Source organism: Actinokineospora terrae, from assembly GCF_900111175.1.
Classification (GTDB): Bacteria; Actinomycetota; Actinomycetes; order Mycobacteriales; family Pseudonocardiaceae; genus Actinokineospora; species Actinokineospora terrae.
Map to the genome: position 1 here is coordinate 141071 of NZ_FOGI01000008.1, position 15666 is coordinate 156736.

Below are 15666 nucleotides of genomic sequence, written 5' to 3' on the forward strand. Positions count from 1 at the left end.
TGTCCAACGGAAGGGGAAGGTCGGCATGTCCGCATCCAGCACCGCCTCGGTGTCCGACACCATCGCGCGACCCACGATCACCGCCGTCGAGCGCCAGGTCCGCGCCCTGTGCGAGCGCCACGCGGCCCGGTTGCCGTTCCACGGCTGGCACCACGTGAGCTTCGTGCGCGACAAGGCGGCCGAGTTCGCCGCGGGCAACGGCTCGGACGTCGCGGTGGTGGAGACCGCCGCCCTGGTGCACGACGTCAACTACCTCGTCCGCCGCAACTCCACCGCGGCGGCGGGCAGCGGTCTGCGCCTGTCGATCCTCGCCGCCGCGGGCGTGGGACCCGAGGTCGCGCACTGGATCGACGCCATCGTCGACGAGGCCGAGATGCGCACCCGCCACCGCGACATCACCCTCGAGTCCCAGGCCCTCAGCGACGCCGACACCCTGTTCAAGGCGCTCCCGGTCACCCCGGTCGTCCTGGCCCACCGCTACCTGGCCGAGAACGGCGTCAGCCTGCGCGAACTGGCCGACAAGATCGTCGGCGAACAACGCGACCCCCACGACGAGGGCTTCTACTTCTACTCCCCCGCCGCGGCGGCCGCGTACTCCCGCTGGGCCACCGCCAACCTCACCCTCTGGCAGTGCATCCAGGAATCCCTGGACGACCCCACCGTCGAGCGCCTCCTCACCGCCGTGGCCTGAGCTCCCTCAGCAGGAGAACCCACCCGTGACGGCGACCGCCCGCCCCAGCGCCAACCAGGTCTACGGCCCGACGATCCCACTGGGCTTGATCCCCGACCGCCGCTGGAAGTCCCGCACCAGCCCCTGAAGCCCCGGCCCGTACCAGTCCTCCGCCCCGGTGGCCCCCTGGTACGGGGAGATCGCCTCCAGGTACGCCCGCAGTTCGATCACCGCACCCCGATCCCGAGCCCCCGGAAGGAGCCGCGCACCACGCCGCGCCCCGATGTCACTGGCGGTATAGGTGTCGGCAAGCAACGCCCGCCAGGTCTTGGGGCCGACGATCCCACTGTCCTCGATCCCGTGCGCCCGCTGGAAATCGCGGACGGCCGCGAGGGTATTGCCCTGGTAGCTACCGGTACCGACCAGCGGGTACCCGCGCTTGCGCAGATTGAGACTGCAACGCCAGCACGGTCCCCCCACGCTGCCCCGGCTTGACCTGCAACACGTCCCTCACAGGCGATGGTCCCCACCCGGCCCTCACAATCGTTGGTCCCAACACGCCCCTCTCAGGTGTTGGCCGAACAACGCTCCTCGGAGTCGCTGGTGCCAAGCCGGCTCGATGGGGCGGACTTGTTTTGTGTGGGGTGGCGGCATCCGTAAGCTCTCCGCGCGGGGGAGGGCCGTCTCTTCAGGCCCCGCCTTTGTGCTCTTCCCAGGAGGGTGCAGGTGCCCCGCACAAAACGAGTCCACCCCATCGAGCACAGCTCGAAACTCGCGCCCGGGCCAATGCCGCAGGCGAGGCGGTTCCGTCGATGGCGTAGGCGAGACCGAGAGCCGCCTACCCCCAGCTCAAGATCAAACCGCTCAAAGCAGCCCCCGATATACAGCTTACCGGGCAACACCGACAAACCGGGCAGAGCAAGCCACCACCCTGTGGACAACCCCCACCCACAAGATCAACCGCCCCAAGCGGCCCCAAGATCAACCCACCCCAAGCGACCAAGCCTCAGAACGGCCACCCGGCAACCGGCAACGACAACGCCGAGTCCACCGCCAACGCCACGAACACCGCCGTCAAATAAGTATTCGACAGGTGGAACAACTTCATCGGATTAGTCGGCTTATCCCGCCGCACCGCGCTGTTCAACCGATGTGCGAACACCAAGAACCAAGCCCCCGCCGCCACCGTGAACACCGTGTAGACCCACCCCGTGGCAGGCACCAGCAACAGCGTCCACGCCACCATCACCCACGAGTAGACAACGATCTGCTTCGCGACGTGCTGCGGGGTCGCGACCACCGGCAGCATAGGCACTCCTGCCTTGGCGTAGTCGTCGCGGAACTTCATCGCCAGGGCCCAGAAGTGCGGGGGGGTCCAGAAGAAGATGACGCCGAACATGACCAGGGCCTGCCAGCCGACGTCGCCGGTGACCGCGGACCAGCCGATGACCACCGGCATGCAGCCCGCCGCGCCGCCCCACACGATGTTCTGCGACGTCCGTCGCTTGAGGAGCATCGTGTAGACGAGGACGTAGAACACGATCGCGCCGACGGCCATCGCGGCGGCGAGCAGGTTGGTGGTGGCGTAGAGCCAGCCGAACGACAGGACGCCCAGCACCAGGCCGAACACCAGCGCGTTGCGGGTCGGCACCGCGTGCCTGGCCAGCGGGCGGGCGGACGTGCGCTTCATCACCGCGTCGATGTCGGCGTCGACCACGCAGTTGAGCGCGTTGGCGCTGCCCGCGGCCATCGTGCCGCCGATGAGGGTGTTGAGCACCAGCCACGGCGACGGGATCCCGCGCGCGGCGAGCAGCATCGCCGGGACGGTGGTGACCAGCAGCAGCTCGATGATGCGCGGCTTGGTCAGCGCCACGTAGGCGCGCAGCACCGTGCGGAAGTCGGACCGACCCGGGGTTGCCTTCGTGTCGACGGGCACGGGGGTCACCGACGACATCTCGCTCCTCGTTGGTCCTTCAGCGATCCGCCGCGACCTGGTGTAACCCCGGTCACCGCGATCGATTCCACACCGCGGGGAGGGCCGCGGCACCGAGGGAAATGTTAACCGCGCGGTATCCGGGTACCCGTATCGGGTGGCCGGGTGTCGCCAGGGGACGGTCGGAGATCACACCCCGAGCAGTTGGCGACTAGGCTGGTCACCGGACCAGGGATGACACGCGGATCCGCCGAGTCGCCGGTTGCCGGGATCGATCCAGCCCGGATGCGGGAGACTGTGCGCGACGATTCCGCCAGACGTGGAAGTAGGAGCCGAAGTCCGTGTCCGTCAGTAGTGAACTGCCCGCCGACCTGACCGAACTCACCCGAGCGACGCTGCCGCAGGACTGGACCGACCTCGACCGCAGGGCGGTCGACACGGCGCGGGTGCTGGCCGCGGACGCGGTCCAGAAGGTCGGCAACGGCCACCCCGGCACGGCGATGAGCCTGGCCCCGGTCGCGTACGCGCTCTACCAGCGCGTGATGCGGCACGACCCGACCGACCCGCACTGGATCGGCCGCGACCGGTTCGTGCTCTCCGCCGGTCACTCCAGCCTCACCCAGTACATCCAGCTGTTCCTCTCCGGCTACGGCCTCGAGCTCGACGACCTCAAGGCGCTGCGCACCTGGGGCTCCAAGACCCCGGGTCACCCGGAGGTGAACCACACCAAGGGTGTCGAGATCACCACCGGTCCGCTCGGCCAGGGCCTGGCCTCCGCGGTCGGCATGGCGATGGCCGCGCGCCGCGAGCGCGGGCTGTTCGACCCCGACGCCGCGCCGGGCGAGAGCGTGTTCGACCACCACGTCTACGTGATCGCCTCCGACGGTGACATCGAGGAGGGTGTGACCAGCGAGGCGTCGTCGCTCGCGGGCCGCCAGGAGCTCGGCAACCTCACGGTCGTCTACGACGACAACAAGATCTCCATCGAGGACGACACCGCCGTCGCCCTGTCGGAGGACACCGCCAAGCGGTACGAGTCCTACGGCTGGCACGTGCAGGTAGTGCTGGGCGGCGAGAACGTCACCGGGATCCTGGAGGCGCTGGAAGCCGCGAAGGCGGAGACCGGGCGCCCCTCGTTCATCCTGCTGCGCACCGTGATCGGCTTCCCCGCGCCGACGCTGCAGAACACCGGCAAGGCGCACGGCGCCGCGCTGGGCACCGACGAGGTCGCGGCGGTCAAGAAGATCCTGGGCTTCGACCCGGAGCAGACCTTCGAGGTCGCGCCCGAGGTGCTCGCGCACGCCCGCGAGGTCGCCAAGCGCGGCGAGGCGGCGCACGCCGAGTGGCAGAAGTCGTTCGACGCGTGGAAGGCGGCTAACCCGCAGCGGCACGCGCTGCTCGTGCGGGCGCAGGCCTACGAGCTGCCCGAGGGCTTCGACGAGGCCCTGCCCAGCTGGGAGCCGGACGCGAAGGGCCTGGCCACCCGCAAGGCCTCCGGCGAGGTGCTCAACGCCATCGGCGGGCTGCTGCCGGAGCTGTGGGGCGGCTCGGCCGACCTGGCCGAGAGCAACAACACCACCATCAAGGGCGCCGACTCGTTCGGCCCGCCCTCGGCCAGTACCGCGCACTGGAACACCACCCCGTACGGCCGCACGCTGCACTTCGGCGTCCGCGAGCACGCCATGGGCTCGATCCTCAACGGCATCGTGCTGCACGGCCCGACCCGCCCGTACGGCGGCACGTTCCTGGTGTTCAGCGACTACATGCGGCCCGCGGTGCGGCTCGCCGCGCTGAGCAAGCTCCCGGTCACCTACGTGTGGACGCACGACTCGATCGGGCTCGGCGAGGACGGTCCGACCCACCAGCCGGTGGAGCACCTGGCCGCGCTGCGCGCCATCCCCGGCCTGATCGTGTTGCGCCCGGGTGACGCGAACGAGACCGCCGCCGCGTGGCGCGCGATCCTCGCGCAGCACGACGCCCCGGTCGGCCTCGCGCTCACCAGGCAGAACCTGCCGGTGCTCGAGGGCACCAGGGAGAAGGCCCGCGAGGGCGTCGCCAAGGGCGCGTACGTCCTGCGCGACACCGAGGGCACACCGGACATCGTGCTGGTCGGCACCGGGTCCGAGCTGCAGATCGCCGTCGAGGCCGCGGATGTGCTGGCCGGGGATGGCGTGGCCGCGCGGGTCGTGTCGGTTCCCTCGATCGAGCTGTTCGACGCCCAGGACCAGGCCTACCGCGAGTCGGTCCTGCCGCCCGCGGTCAAGGCGCGCGTGGTGGTCGAGGCCGGGATCGCCCAGCCGTGGCACCGGTTCACCGGCGACGCGGGCGAGATCGTGTCCCTGGAGCACTTCGGCGCGTCCGCGGACTACCAGACCCTCTACCGCGAGTTCGGCATCACCACCGAGGCCGTCGTCGCGGCGGCCAAGCGCTCCATCGACAAGACTGGAGGCGACAAGTGACCGACACCCTCAAGCAGCTCTCCGACGCCGGGGTCTCCGTCTGGCTGGACGACCTGTCCCGCGAGCGGCTGACCTCCGGCAACCTCGCCGAGCTGATCCGGGACAGGCACGTGGTGGGCGTCACCACCAACCCGACGATCTTCGCCGGTGCGCTGTCGGACGGCGAGGCCTACGACGCGCAGGTCCGCGAGCTGGCCGCGCGCGGCGCGTCGCTGGCGGACGTGGTCCGCGAGCTGACCACCACCGACGTGCGCAACGCCTGCGACCTGTTCCGCGACGTGCACCAGCGCAGCGGCGGCGTCGACGGCCGGGTCTCCATCGAGGTGGACCCGGGCCTGGCGCGCGACACCGACGCCACCGCGGCCGAGGCGCTCGACCTGTGGAAGACCGTGGACCGGCCCAACCTGCTGGTGAAGATCCCGGCGACCGAGGAGGGCCTGCCCGCGATCACCAGGACCCTCGCCGAGGGGGTCAGCGTGAACGTGACGCTGATCTTCTCCGTCGAGCGGTACCGGGCCGTGATGGACGCCTACCTGGCCGGTCTGGAGCAGGCCAAGGCCAACGGGCACGACCTGCGCTCGATCCACTCCGTCGCGTCCTTCTTCGTGTCCCGTGTGGACTCCGAGGTGGACGGGCGGCTGGAGGGGATCGGCACCGACGAGGCGAAGGCGCTGCGCGGGCAGGCCGCCGTGGCCAACGCCCGCCTGGCGTACGCCGCGTTCCTGGAGGTCTTCCAGGGCCCGCGCTGGGACGCCCTCGCCGCGGACGGCGCGAACCGGCAGCGTCCACTGTGGGCGTCGACCGGGGTGAAGAACCCGGACTACTCCCCCACGCTGTACGTCGACCAGCTGGTGGTGGCCGACACGGTCAACACCATGCCGGAGAAGACGCTGCACGCGGTGGCCGAACACGGCAAGATCACGGGTGACACCGTCACGGGCACCGCCGACGCTGCCCAGGCGGTCTACGACCGGCTCAGCGCGGTCGGGATCGATGTCGCCGACGTCTACCGCGTCCTCGAGACCGAGGGCGTGGAGAAGTTCGACAAGTCGTGGGCCGAGTTGCTCGAGACGGTCCAGGGCCAGCTAGACACAGCCAAGAGCTAGGGACCCAGGAGAGGCTGACGCCGCAGATGGCAGCGCACCCCGGAGAAGTCGCAATTTCCATCGTTGACGAGCGGCTCGCCGAGGAGGCGGCCCCGCTCGTGCGTCAACTGGTCGAGGACCGGGTGGCGTCCCGGCTCACCGCGCAGGACCCCACGCTGTGGGGACCCGACGCCGAGTCGGAGGCGCGCGTCCGCCTCTCCTGGACCTCCTTGGCGACCAGCTCGCGCCCGTTGCTCGCCGAGATCGACGCCCTGCGCGCGGAGTTGGCCGCCGAGGGCGTCGACCGGGTGGTGCTGGCGGGCATGGGCGGCTCGTCGCTCGCCCCCGAGGTCATCACCGCCACCGCCGGGGTCCCGCTGGTCGTGCTGGACACGACCGACCCCGGCCAGGTCGCCGACGCGCTCGCGGGCGAGCTTGCCCGTACCGTGCTGGTGGTGTCGTCCAAGTCAGGGTCCACTGTGGAGACCGACAGCCACCGGCGGGTCTTCGCGGCGGCCTTCGCCGAGGAGGGCCTCGACCCGGCGCGGCACATCGTCGTGGTCACCGACCCGGGCTCCCCGCTGGAGAAGACCTCGGTCGAGGCCGGGTACCGCAGGGTGTTCCAGGCCGACCCGGACGTGGGTGGCCGCTACTCGGCGCTGACCGCGTTCGGCCTGGTGCCCGCCGGGCTGGCGGGCGCGGACGTCGCCGGTCTGCTCGACGAGGCCGAGGCCGCGGTGGCCGTCCTGTCCGCCGACAGCGACGACAACCCGGCGCTGGTGCTGGCCTCGGCGCTGGGCGCGGCGCACGCGCGCGGCGCGGAGAAGGTCGTGCTCGCCGACACCGGTTCCGGCATCAAGGGCTTCGGCGACTGGGCCGAGCAGCTGGTGGCCGAGTCCACCGGCAAGGGCGGCACCGGTCTGCTGCCGGTCGTCGTGGAAACCCCGCAGTCGCCCGGGTTCTCGAACGCGGGCGACGACGCGACCGCGGTGTCGATCGGCTCGCCAGCCGACGGCGCCGTGCTCGGCACCACCGGCACCCTCGGCGGGCTGATCCTGCTGTGGGAGTACGCCACGGCGGTGGTCGGCAGGCTGCTGGCCATCAACCCGTTCGACCAGCCGGACGTGGAAGCGGCGAAGAAGGCGGCGCGCGCGCTGCTGGACTCGTCGGACTCCGCCGCCCCGGCGCCCGCGTTCGTCTCGGGCCCGGTCGAGGTTCACCCGTCCGAGGGTTTGTTGCCTGCGGGGACGGACTCGCTGGCAGGCGCGGTGCACGCGCTGCTGGCCACCGCCCCGGCCGCCGGGTACGTGTCGGTGCAGGTCTACCTCGACCGCCTCGACGACGCCTCCGCGGTGCTGCTGCGCACGCAGCTGGCCCGCTCGTCCGGGCTCCAGACCACCTTCGGGTGGGGGCCTCGGTTCCTGCACTCCACCGGGCAGTACCACAAGGGCGGGCACCAGAACGGCGTGTTCCTGCAGATCACCGGCGCGGTGGAGCAGGACATCGCGGTGCCGGAGCGCCCGTACACCCTGGGCAGCCTCCAGCTGGCGCAGGCGCTTGGCGACGGGCAGGTGCTCGCCGACCACGGCAGGCCGGTGCTGCGGCTGCACTTCACCGACCGCGCGGCCGGGCTGGCGCGGCTGGTCGAGGCGCTGGCGGAGGTCGGTCGGTGACCCGCGCCTGGGTGAACCCGCTGCGCGACGAGCGGGACAAGCGGCTGCCGCGCATCGCGGGACCGTGCGGGCTGGTGATCTTCGGCGTGACCGGGGACCTGTCCCGCAAGAAGCTGATGCCCGCGATCTACGACCTGGCCAACCGCGGGCTGCTGCCGCCCGGCTTCTCGCTGGTCGGGTTCGCCCGCCGGGAGTGGGAGGACCAGGACTTCGGGCAGGTGGTGTACGAGGCGGTCAAGCAGCACGCCCGCACCCCGTTCCGGGAGCAGGTGTGGGACCGCCTCGCCGAGGGGTTCCGGTTCGTGCAGGGCACCTTCGACGACGACGCCGCGTTCGACAAGCTGGCCGAGACCGTCGCCGAGCTCGACGAGCTGCGCGGCACCAGCGGCAACCACGCGTTCTACCTGTCGATCCCGCCCGGCGCGTTCCCGGTGGTGACCCAGCAGCTGGCCCGCTCCGGGCTGGCCAAGCCGCAGCGCGCCGACCAGTGGCGGCGGGTGGTGATCGAGAAGCCGTTCGGCCACGACCTGGCCAGCGCCCGGCAGCTCAACAAGATCGTCAACGACGTGTTCCCCGAGGACTCGGTGTTCCGCATCGACCACTACCTCGGCAAGGAGACGGTGCAGAACCTGCTGGCGCTGCGCTTCGCCAACCAGCTGTTCGAGCCGATCTGGAACGCCAACTACGTCGACCACGTGCAGATCACCATGGCCGAGGACATCGGCCTGGGCGGTCGCGCCGGGTACTACGACGGCATCGGCGCCGCGCGGGACGTGATCCAGAACCACCTGCTGCAACTGCTGGCGCTGACCGCGATGGAGGAGCCGGTCTCCTTCCGCCCCAAGGCCTTGCGCACCGAGAAGTCCAAGGTGCTCGAGGCCACGAAGGCGGTCGGGCCGTTCGGCGAGACCACCGCGCGCGGGCAGTACCTCGGCGGCTGGCAGGGCGGGCAGAAGGTGCCCGGTCTGCTGGAGGAGGAGGGGTTCGACAAGAACTCCACCACCGAGACCTACGCGGCGATCACCCTGGAGGTGAACACCCGCCGCTGGGCCGGGGTGCCGTTCTACCTGCGCACCGGCAAGCGGTTGGGCAGGCGGGTCACCGAGATCGCGGTCGTGTTCAAGCGCGCCCCGCACCTGCCCTTCGACGACACCGCCACCGAGGAGCTGGGGCAGAACGCCCTGGTGGTGCGGGTGCAGCCGGACGAGGGCGTGACCATGCGGTTCGGCTCGAAGGTGCCGGGCAACGCCATGGAGGTCCGGGACGTGTCGATGGACTTCAGCTACGGGCACTCGTTCACCGAGTCCTCCCCGGAGGCCTACGAGCGGCTGCTGCTCGACGTGCTGCTCGGCGAGCCGTCGCTGTTCCCGGTCAACCAGGAGGTCGAGCTGTCCTGGGAGATCCTGGAGCCGGTGCTCAAGTACTGGAAGACCACCGGCAAGCCGGAGGGCTACCCGTCGGGTACCTGGGGTCCTGAGTCCGCCGACAAGATGCTTTCCCGCACCGGCCGTCATTGGAGGCGCCCGTGAGCGACGCCCGAGTCCCGCACCCCGGCTGCCGACCGGGTGCGGGTGTCCCGCGATCGCACAGGAGGCGACCGTGATCATCGACCTGCCCTCGACCACCACCTCGCAGGTCAACTCGAAGCTGGTGCACCTGCGCGAGCAGGGCGGCGCGACCACCCTGGGCCGGGTACTGACCCTGGTGATCGTCACCGACGACGGCGCCAAGACCGAGGACGCGATCGACGCGGCCAACGACGCCAGCCGGGAGCACCCGTGCCGGGTGATCGTGGTCGCCAGGGGCGCGCGCAAGGCGGCGGCCCGGCTGGACGCGCAGATCCGGGTCGGCGGGGACGCGGGCGCCAGCGAGGTGCTGGTGCTGCGGCTCTACGGCGCGCTCGCCGACGCCGGTGCCAGCTGCGTGATCCCGCTGCTGCTGCCGGACGCGCCGGTCGTGGCGTGGTGGCCGTTCGAGGCGCCCGCCCGGCCTGCCGACGACCCGATCGGGCGGCTGGCGCAGCGCCGGATCACCGACTCGGCCGCGGAGCGCAACCCGATCAAGGCGCTGGAGGTCCGGCAGAAGCACTACGCCGAGGGCGACACCGACCTGGCGTGGACCAGGTTGACGCTGTGGCGCGCGGTGCTGGCCGCCTCGCTGGACCTGCCGCCGTACGAGAAGGTCACCGACGCGACGGTGACCGGTGAGGCCGACTCGCCGTCGACCGACCTGCTGGCCGGGTGGCTGGCGGCGCGGTTGAACGTGCCGGTGCGCCGGGTGAAGGCGGCCAACGGACAGGGCATCGTGTCGGTGGCGCTGCAGCGCAAGTCCGGTCCGGTGGAGCTGCTGCGGCCCGATGGCAAGGTCGGCACGCTGACCCAGCCGGGCCAGCCCGCCCGCCGGGTGGCGTTGCAGCGGCGCGAGGTGCGCGACTGCCTGTCGGAGGAGCTGCGCAGGCTCGACCCGGACGAGCCCTACGAGGAGACCCTCAAGGGGCTGGCGAAGGTCGTGCGCGGCCGCACGCCGGTGAAGACGCCGACGAAGGCACCGCCCGTCGCCGACGACGCCCCCGTGGTGACCGCCGCGGACGCCCAGGCCACGCTGTCGGCCAAGGAGTCCAGCAGCGCCGGGTCGAAGAACGGGGATGGCAAGCCGAGCGCGGCGAAGAAGCCGCGCGCGGCGGGTTCCACCAGGACGCCCGCCAGGGCGGGCAAGGGGAAGTCATGAACCGCGTGATCGTCTACACCGACCCACCGCTGCTGGCCAGCGCCACGGCGGCCCGGCTGGTCACGGCCATCACCGACCTGCAGGCCACCCAGCCCTCGGTCGCGATCGCGCTGACCGGCGGCCGCACCGGCACGGCGGTGTTGGAGCACCTGCGGGTGAACACGGCGGCGACCGCGATCGACTGGTCCGCCGTGGACATCTTCTGGGGTGACGAGCGGTTCCTGCCCGGCAAGCACCCTGACCGCAACGAGACCCAGGCCAGGGCCGCGCTGCTGGACCACATCAAGATCCCCAAGGGCCGCATCCACGCGGTGGCCCCGTCCGACGGCCCGTACGGCGACGACGCCGACCTGGCCGCGGCTGCCTACGCCAAGGAGCTGGACGGCGTCACGCTCGACATCCTGCTGGCCGGGGTGGGCGAGGAGGGGCACACGCTCTCGGTGTTCCCGGACTCCCCCGCCGTCCACGAGACCGAGGCCACGGTCGTCGCGGTCCGCGACTGCCCGAAGCCGCCACCGGTCCGCATCTCCCTCACCCTCCCGGCCGCCCGCCAGGCGTCGCAGGTGTGGCTGATGACCACGGGCACCAGCAAGGCCGAGGCGGTCACCACCGCGCTGTCCGGTGCGTCCGAAGTGGACCTCCCGGCGGCGGGCGCGCAGGGCCGCGAGCTGACCCTCTGGCTGCTGGACAAGGCAGCCGCGGGGCGCTGACAGTCCATACACGACAGTGGCCGCACCTCAACTTCGAGGTGCGGCCACTGTCGTTCGTGGTTTAGCGCAACCCGTTGCGCTTGGCCACCGAGATCAAGAGATCCGGGTCGTCGGAGATGAGGCCGTCGACGCCGAGGTCGATGACGTGCTGGATGGTGGGCTCGTCGTTGACGGTGTAGGGGACCACCTTGAGGCCCTTGCGGTGCAGGCCCGCGATGTCGGGGCCGTGGAAGTAGGACGGGTCCTGGCGCAGGTACCAGTCGGGGCTGGTGACGGTGCGCTGCGCGGGGTCGTGGACCTGCCAGTTGGCCGAGACGGTCGAGGCACCGGACTGGCGGACCAGCCTGGCCAGGTCGCGCGACTTCCACCAGTCGAGGCCGCCGGTCCACGGGGACTTGACCGCGGGGTTGCCGTAGACGGCCTGCAGGGAGCACTCGTCGGCGATGGTGGCGCACTCGGCGGGGCCGTACTGCCACACCAGGGCCACGGTCTCCAGGCGGGGCTGGATCCGCTTGGACAGCTGGATGGTGCGCCAGTCGAACGACTGGAGGGTGCTGCGGTCGATCACGTTGGCGCGGCTGATCTCGCCGACCACCTTGCGGGTGAACACCTCGTACGGCGCGGTGTCGTCGGCGGTGGGGCTGATCTTGGTCTCGATGTTGAACCGGATGTCGGAGCGGACCCTGGCCGCGGCGAACACCTCGGCCAGCGTCGGGATCCGCTCACCGGGAACGGCGACCTGGCGCGGGAACTCGGCCAGCGTCTTCGAGCCGCAGTCGAGGGTCTTGACCTGCGCGAGGGTCAGGTCGCGCACGCGCTTGCCCACGTACGGGAACTCCGGGTCGCCGGGGCGGACCGGGGCGGTGTCGACGCAGTGCGAGCCGTTGATGGTGCGGTCGTGGATGACGACGACGGCGCCGTCCTCGGTGATGCCGGTGTCCAGCTCCACAGTGGACACCGCGGGGTTCGCCAGTGCGTAGCGGAACGCGGCGAGGGTGTTCTCCGGGCGGACGGCCCGCGCGCCGCGGTGGCCCTGGACGTCGAACGGGGAGGCGTGGGCCTTGGGCAGGCGGTAGCCGCGCCGGGCGAGCAGGCCGCGCAGCAGGTCCGGGTAGTCGGTGATGAGGCCGTCCACGCCGTCGTCGATCAGCTTGGCCATGGTGGGGACGTCGTCGACGGTCCACGGGATGACCTTGATCCCGTTGCGGTGGGCGTGGCGCACGAGGTCGGCGGTGACGTACGGGCGGTAGCCGGGGTCGTTGACGGTGCCGCCCTGGGGGAAGCCGTGCACCGGGGAGAACGCGGTGGCGCCGAAGGTCTTGATGGCCTTGACCGGGTCGCCGCCGAAGTCGTCGATGTCCAGGCCACCGAGCCACGGGGACTTGCCGGGCTGACCGGTCTGCAGGAAGTCGTAGTTGGTCAGCGCGACGACGGGCAGCCGGGGCGCGACCTGGCGCATGCGGATCAGCGAGCCCCAGTCGAAGCTCTGGATGCTCACCCGGCGCGACACCCCGGCGGCCTGGACCTCCCGCGCGGTGATCTGGACGAACTTCTCCCGCGGCGCGGTCTCCTGCGGGGCGCCCGCCTCGACCTTGGTCTCGATGTTGAACCGCACGTCGTCGGCGCCGTAGCGCTCGACCAGCGCGAAGACCTCGCTCAGCAGCGGGATCCGCGACCCGGGGGTCAGCTCCTGGCGCGGGAACCCGGCGAGCGGGGTCGAGCCGCAGTCCAGGGTCTTGACCTGGGCGAGGGTGAGGGTGTTGACGTACTTGCCGACGTAGGGGAACTCCGGGTCGCCCGCGGTCACGGGGGCGGTGTCGCGGCACTTGCGGCCGTCGACGCGGCGGTCGTGGGTGACCACGGCCTGGTCGTCCTCGGTGATCTGCACGTCGAGCTCCAGGGTGCTGACACCCAGGCGCAGCGCGTTGCCGAAGGAGCTCAGGCTGCTCTCCACCCGCAACCCGAGCCCACCGCGGTGCGCCTGCAGGTCGAACTCACGCTGCCGCGGGTGCGCCGCGGCCGCACCGGGCACCGCGGCGGCGACGGCCAGCGCGGCCACCGCCACCACACCGGCGCGCACGAACAGAGAAGGGGTCGTCATGGCCGGATCCTGACAACCCAAAGGAGACACCCCATGACCCCCGGATGACCCCCAGCCGAACGCCCGACCGCCACCACCCGCGATCACCCCACCGCCCTGCGGTCCCCTCAGCCCAGCGACCGGCCGCCGCTCAACGGGACCCGCCCCGGAAACCGGGCACCCAGTACGTCCACCATCGTCTTCGCCTTCACCGCTGTCTCCTCGAACTCCGCCGCCGGGTCAGACAGGGCGATGATCGCGCCGCCGACGCCGAACGACACCTGGGCGTCGCGCAGCACCATGGTCCTGATCACCACGCTCAGGTCGGCCGCGCCGGTGAGGGAGAAGTAGCCGATGGCGCCGGAGTAGATGCCGCGGGGGCCGTGTTCGAGGCGGTCGATGATCTGCATCGTTCGCTCTTTCGGGGCGCCGGTCATGGAGCCGCCGGGGAAGGCGGCGCGGACGCAGCGGACCGCGGAGACGCCCTCGGCGAGGCGGGCGCGGACGGTGCTGACCAGCTGGTGGACCGTGGGGTAGGTCTCGACCTCGAACAGGCCGGGGACCTCGACGGAGCCGATCTCCGCGTAGACGCCGAGGTCGTTGCGGACCAGGTCGACGATCATCAGGTTCTCGGCGTGGTCCTTCTCCCCCGTGGCCAGGTCGTGGCGCAGCCGCTCGTCCTCGGCGGGGGTCGCGCCGCGCGGGCGGGTGCCCTTGATGGGGCGGGACTCCACGGTGCCGTCGGCGGTGATGGTGAGGAAGCGCTCGGGTGAGGTGCTCAGCACCGACAGGCAGCCCAGGCGCAGCAGCGCGCCGTAGCGGGCCGGGTTGGCGCGGCGCAGGACCCGGTAGGTGTCCCACGCGTCGATGTCGGCGGACCCGGTCAGCTCGTTGGTCAGGCACACCTCGTACGTCTCGCCGTCGCCGATCGCGCGCTGGCACTCGGCGATCATCGCGAGGTACTCGGGCCGGTCGTGCCGCGCGGTCAACTCGACCTCTACGGCCGGAGACACCGGTAGCGCCAACGCGGGCACCTGCTCCAAACGCGCGGCGGTAGCGCTAAGCCAGTCCTCGTCACCGGCAAGCGCGAGGAGATAGACCTCACCTGTCTCGTGGTCGAACGCCAGCGCCCGGTCGGCGAAGACCAGCTGGGCGTCCGGGTCGGCCGCGCGGTGCGCCCGGTCGCCGCCGCACTCGGCCTTCAGCTCGTAGCCCAGGTACCCGACCCAGCCCAGGGCGAAGTCGAACGGCAGCGGCGGCGCGGTCACCGGGTACGCGGCGAGGTCGGCGTCGAGCCAGTCCAGGAACCCGCTCTCGACCACCTCCACTCCCCCGGCGCTGGTGATCGTCACCGTGCCCGCGGCCACGTCGGCGGTGGCGACCCTGGCCAACGGGCCACTCGCGTCGCCGAGGAAGGAGAACCGCCCGTCCGCGGCGCTGTCCAGCCAGAACGCGTGCGCCGAGTCCCCGTACAGCTCGGCGAAGGCCTCCTCGGCGGTGACCGCGACCGTGGTCCGCACGACCACCACCCCGGCCACCGGCTCCGGCGCCACCACCGCGGGCGCGGGCACCGGGGCCGACCGGACCGCCACCGACTCCCTCGGGTGCCGGGTCCACCACCGCCTGGTCATCGCCTCGAAGTTGGCCAGCAGGTCGACGCCGTGCTCGGTCGCGACCGACTCGGGGTGGAACTGGACGCCCCAGGCCGGGCGCTCGCGGTGCCGGACCCCCATCAGCACACCGTCGTCACTCCACGCCGTTGCCTCTAGAGCGTCCGGGAGGTCTACCGCGGCAAGAGAGTGGTATCGCACGACTCGCATCGGAGAGGGCAAACCGTGGAACAGATCCCGCCCGTCGTGGTGTACCTCTGACAGCCGCCCGTGTCGCACCTGCGGGGCGTGCTCGACGCGCGCGCCCGCGAGGAGGCAGAGCCCTTGGTGACCGAGGCACACCCCCAGCAGCGGCTGCCGCGCGGCCGCGAGCACGGCCCGGCTGAGACCGAAGTCACCGGGCACGCCAGGATGACCGGGACCGGGGGAGATGACCACGTTGTCGAAGTCGACCAGACCGCCGAGGTCCCAGTCCTCGTCGTTGCGCACCACCGTGGGCCTGGCACCGTCGAGGCGGGCGAGTGCCTGGTAGAGGTTGTAGGTGAAGGAGTCGTGGTTGTCGACGATGAGCGTGCGCACCTGGCGTGCCGCCTCCCCTCTGCTCCGATCGGGCACCGTGCGTTTGCTCCCGCACAGTTGTTGGGCGGGCGCCGTCCCGGAGCCGGTGTTGTCTGTCTTGATGGGTGACGACACACCACACACCGACCCACCCCCGCGAC

The 15666-nt window shown here is 71.4% G+C and carries 11 protein-coding genes and 2 pseudogenes; 7 read left to right on the forward strand and 6 right to left on the reverse strand.

The window, feature by feature from the left end; all coding sequences use genetic code 11:
• Positions 1 to 25 precede the first annotated feature (25 nt).
• Positions 26 to 691 carry an HD domain-containing protein gene (locus BMY07_RS19450; RefSeq protein ID WP_092780311.1) on the forward strand — a complete coding sequence of 222 codons (666 nt, stop codon included), beginning with the start codon at positions 26 to 28 and terminating at the stop codon, positions 689 to 691.
• 60 nt (positions 692 to 751) lie between these two features.
• On the opposite strand, the gene BMY07_RS35465 is transcribed toward BMY07_RS19450, so the two are convergent.
• The 3 genes and pseudogenes from BMY07_RS35465 to BMY07_RS19460 all read right to left on the reverse strand — a co-directional run bounded on the left by BMY07_RS35465 (position 752) and on the right by BMY07_RS19460 (position 2624).
• On the reverse strand, positions 752 to 901 hold the full coding sequence (locus tag BMY07_RS35465) for a peptidoglycan-binding protein (protein WP_245782501.1): 150 nt from the start codon (positions 899 to 901) through the stop codon (positions 752 to 754).
• A 93-nt stretch (positions 902 to 994) separates the two neighbouring features.
• Positions 995 to 1150 (reverse strand): annotated as a pseudogene (locus BMY07_RS36235) (peptidoglycan-binding domain-containing protein); the annotation flags it as partial.
• A gap of 526 nt (positions 1151 to 1676) precedes the next feature.
• Complete coding sequence (locus tag BMY07_RS19460; protein ID WP_092780317.1) at positions 1677 to 2624, reverse strand: heme o synthase; 948 nt, start codon at positions 2622 to 2624, stop codon at positions 1677 to 1679.
• 320 nt (positions 2625 to 2944) lie between these two features.
• Between BMY07_RS19460 and tkt the strand changes: the two genes are divergently transcribed.
• The 6 genes from tkt to pgl all read left to right on the forward strand — a co-directional run bounded on the left by tkt (position 2945) and on the right by pgl (position 11257).
• Positions 2945 to 5062 carry a transketolase gene (tkt, locus tag BMY07_RS19465; RefSeq protein ID WP_425426328.1) on the forward strand — a complete coding sequence of 706 codons (2118 nt, stop codon included), beginning with the start codon at positions 2945 to 2947 and terminating at the stop codon, positions 5060 to 5062.
• Positions 5059 to 6168 carry a transaldolase gene (gene tal / locus BMY07_RS19470; RefSeq protein ID WP_092780320.1) on the forward strand — a complete coding sequence of 370 codons (1110 nt, stop codon included), beginning with the start codon at positions 5059 to 5061 and terminating at the stop codon, positions 6166 to 6168. The genes tkt and tal overlap by 4 nt, the downstream gene beginning before the upstream one ends.
• A 26-nt stretch (positions 6169 to 6194) precedes the next feature.
• Positions 6195 to 7820 (forward strand): glucose-6-phosphate isomerase, encoded by a 1626-nt coding sequence (locus BMY07_RS19475; protein ID WP_092780323.1) that lies wholly within the window; start codon positions 6195 to 6197, stop codon positions 7818 to 7820.
• Positions 7817 to 9349, forward strand: a complete 1533-nt coding sequence (gene zwf, locus BMY07_RS19480; protein ID WP_092780326.1) for a glucose-6-phosphate dehydrogenase — start codon at positions 7817 to 7819, stop codon at positions 9347 to 9349. The genes BMY07_RS19475 and zwf overlap by 4 nt, the downstream gene beginning before the upstream one ends.
• A 70-nt stretch (positions 9350 to 9419) precedes the next feature.
• A complete protein-coding gene (gene opcA, locus BMY07_RS19485) occupies positions 9420 to 10547 on the forward strand; it encodes a glucose-6-phosphate dehydrogenase assembly protein OpcA (protein WP_092780329.1) in 1128 nt (375 codons plus the stop codon).
• Complete coding sequence (gene pgl, locus BMY07_RS19490) at positions 10544 to 11257, forward strand: 6-phosphogluconolactonase (protein WP_092780332.1); 714 nt, start codon at positions 10544 to 10546, stop codon at positions 11255 to 11257. Before opcA ends, pgl begins: the two co-directional genes overlap by 4 nt.
• 61 nt (positions 11258 to 11318) lie before the next feature.
• Here pgl and BMY07_RS35470 read toward each other — a convergent pair whose 3' ends face one another.
• The 3 genes and pseudogenes from BMY07_RS35470 to pabB all read right to left on the reverse strand — a co-directional run bounded on the left by BMY07_RS35470 (position 11319) and on the right by pabB (position 15526).
• A complete protein-coding gene (locus BMY07_RS35470; RefSeq protein ID WP_245782530.1) occupies positions 11319 to 12326 on the reverse strand; it encodes a glycerophosphodiester phosphodiesterase family protein in 1008 nt (335 codons plus the stop codon).
• Positions 12312 to 13358: pseudogene (locus BMY07_RS35475) on the reverse strand (glycerophosphodiester phosphodiesterase family protein); the annotation flags it as partial. The pseudogene BMY07_RS35475 and the gene BMY07_RS35470, both read right to left, overlap by 15 nt.
• 107 nt (positions 13359 to 13465) lie before the next feature.
• A complete protein-coding gene (pabB, locus tag BMY07_RS19500; RefSeq protein ID WP_092780338.1) occupies positions 13466 to 15526 on the reverse strand; it encodes an aminodeoxychorismate synthase component I in 2061 nt (686 codons plus the stop codon).
• Between the last annotated feature and the right edge of the window lie 140 nt (positions 15527 to 15666).

What these genes read in the sequence shown, in the direction of transcription:
- BMY07_RS19475 (WP_092780323.1), top strand. Translation starts at nt 6,195, where the DNA reads ATGGCAGCGCACCCCGGAGAAGTCGCAATTTCCATCGTTGACGAGCGG.
- BMY07_RS19460 (WP_092780317.1), bottom strand. Translation starts at nt 2,624, where the DNA reads ATGTCGTCGGTGACCCCCGTGCCCGTCGACACGAAGGCAACCCCGGGT.
- BMY07_RS19450 (WP_092780311.1), top strand. Translation starts at nt 26, where the DNA reads ATGTCCGCATCCAGCACCGCCTCGGTGTCCGACACCATCGCGCGACCC.
- pgl (WP_092780332.1), top strand. Translation starts at nt 10,544, where the DNA reads ATGAACCGCGTGATCGTCTACACCGACCCACCGCTGCTGGCCAGCGCC.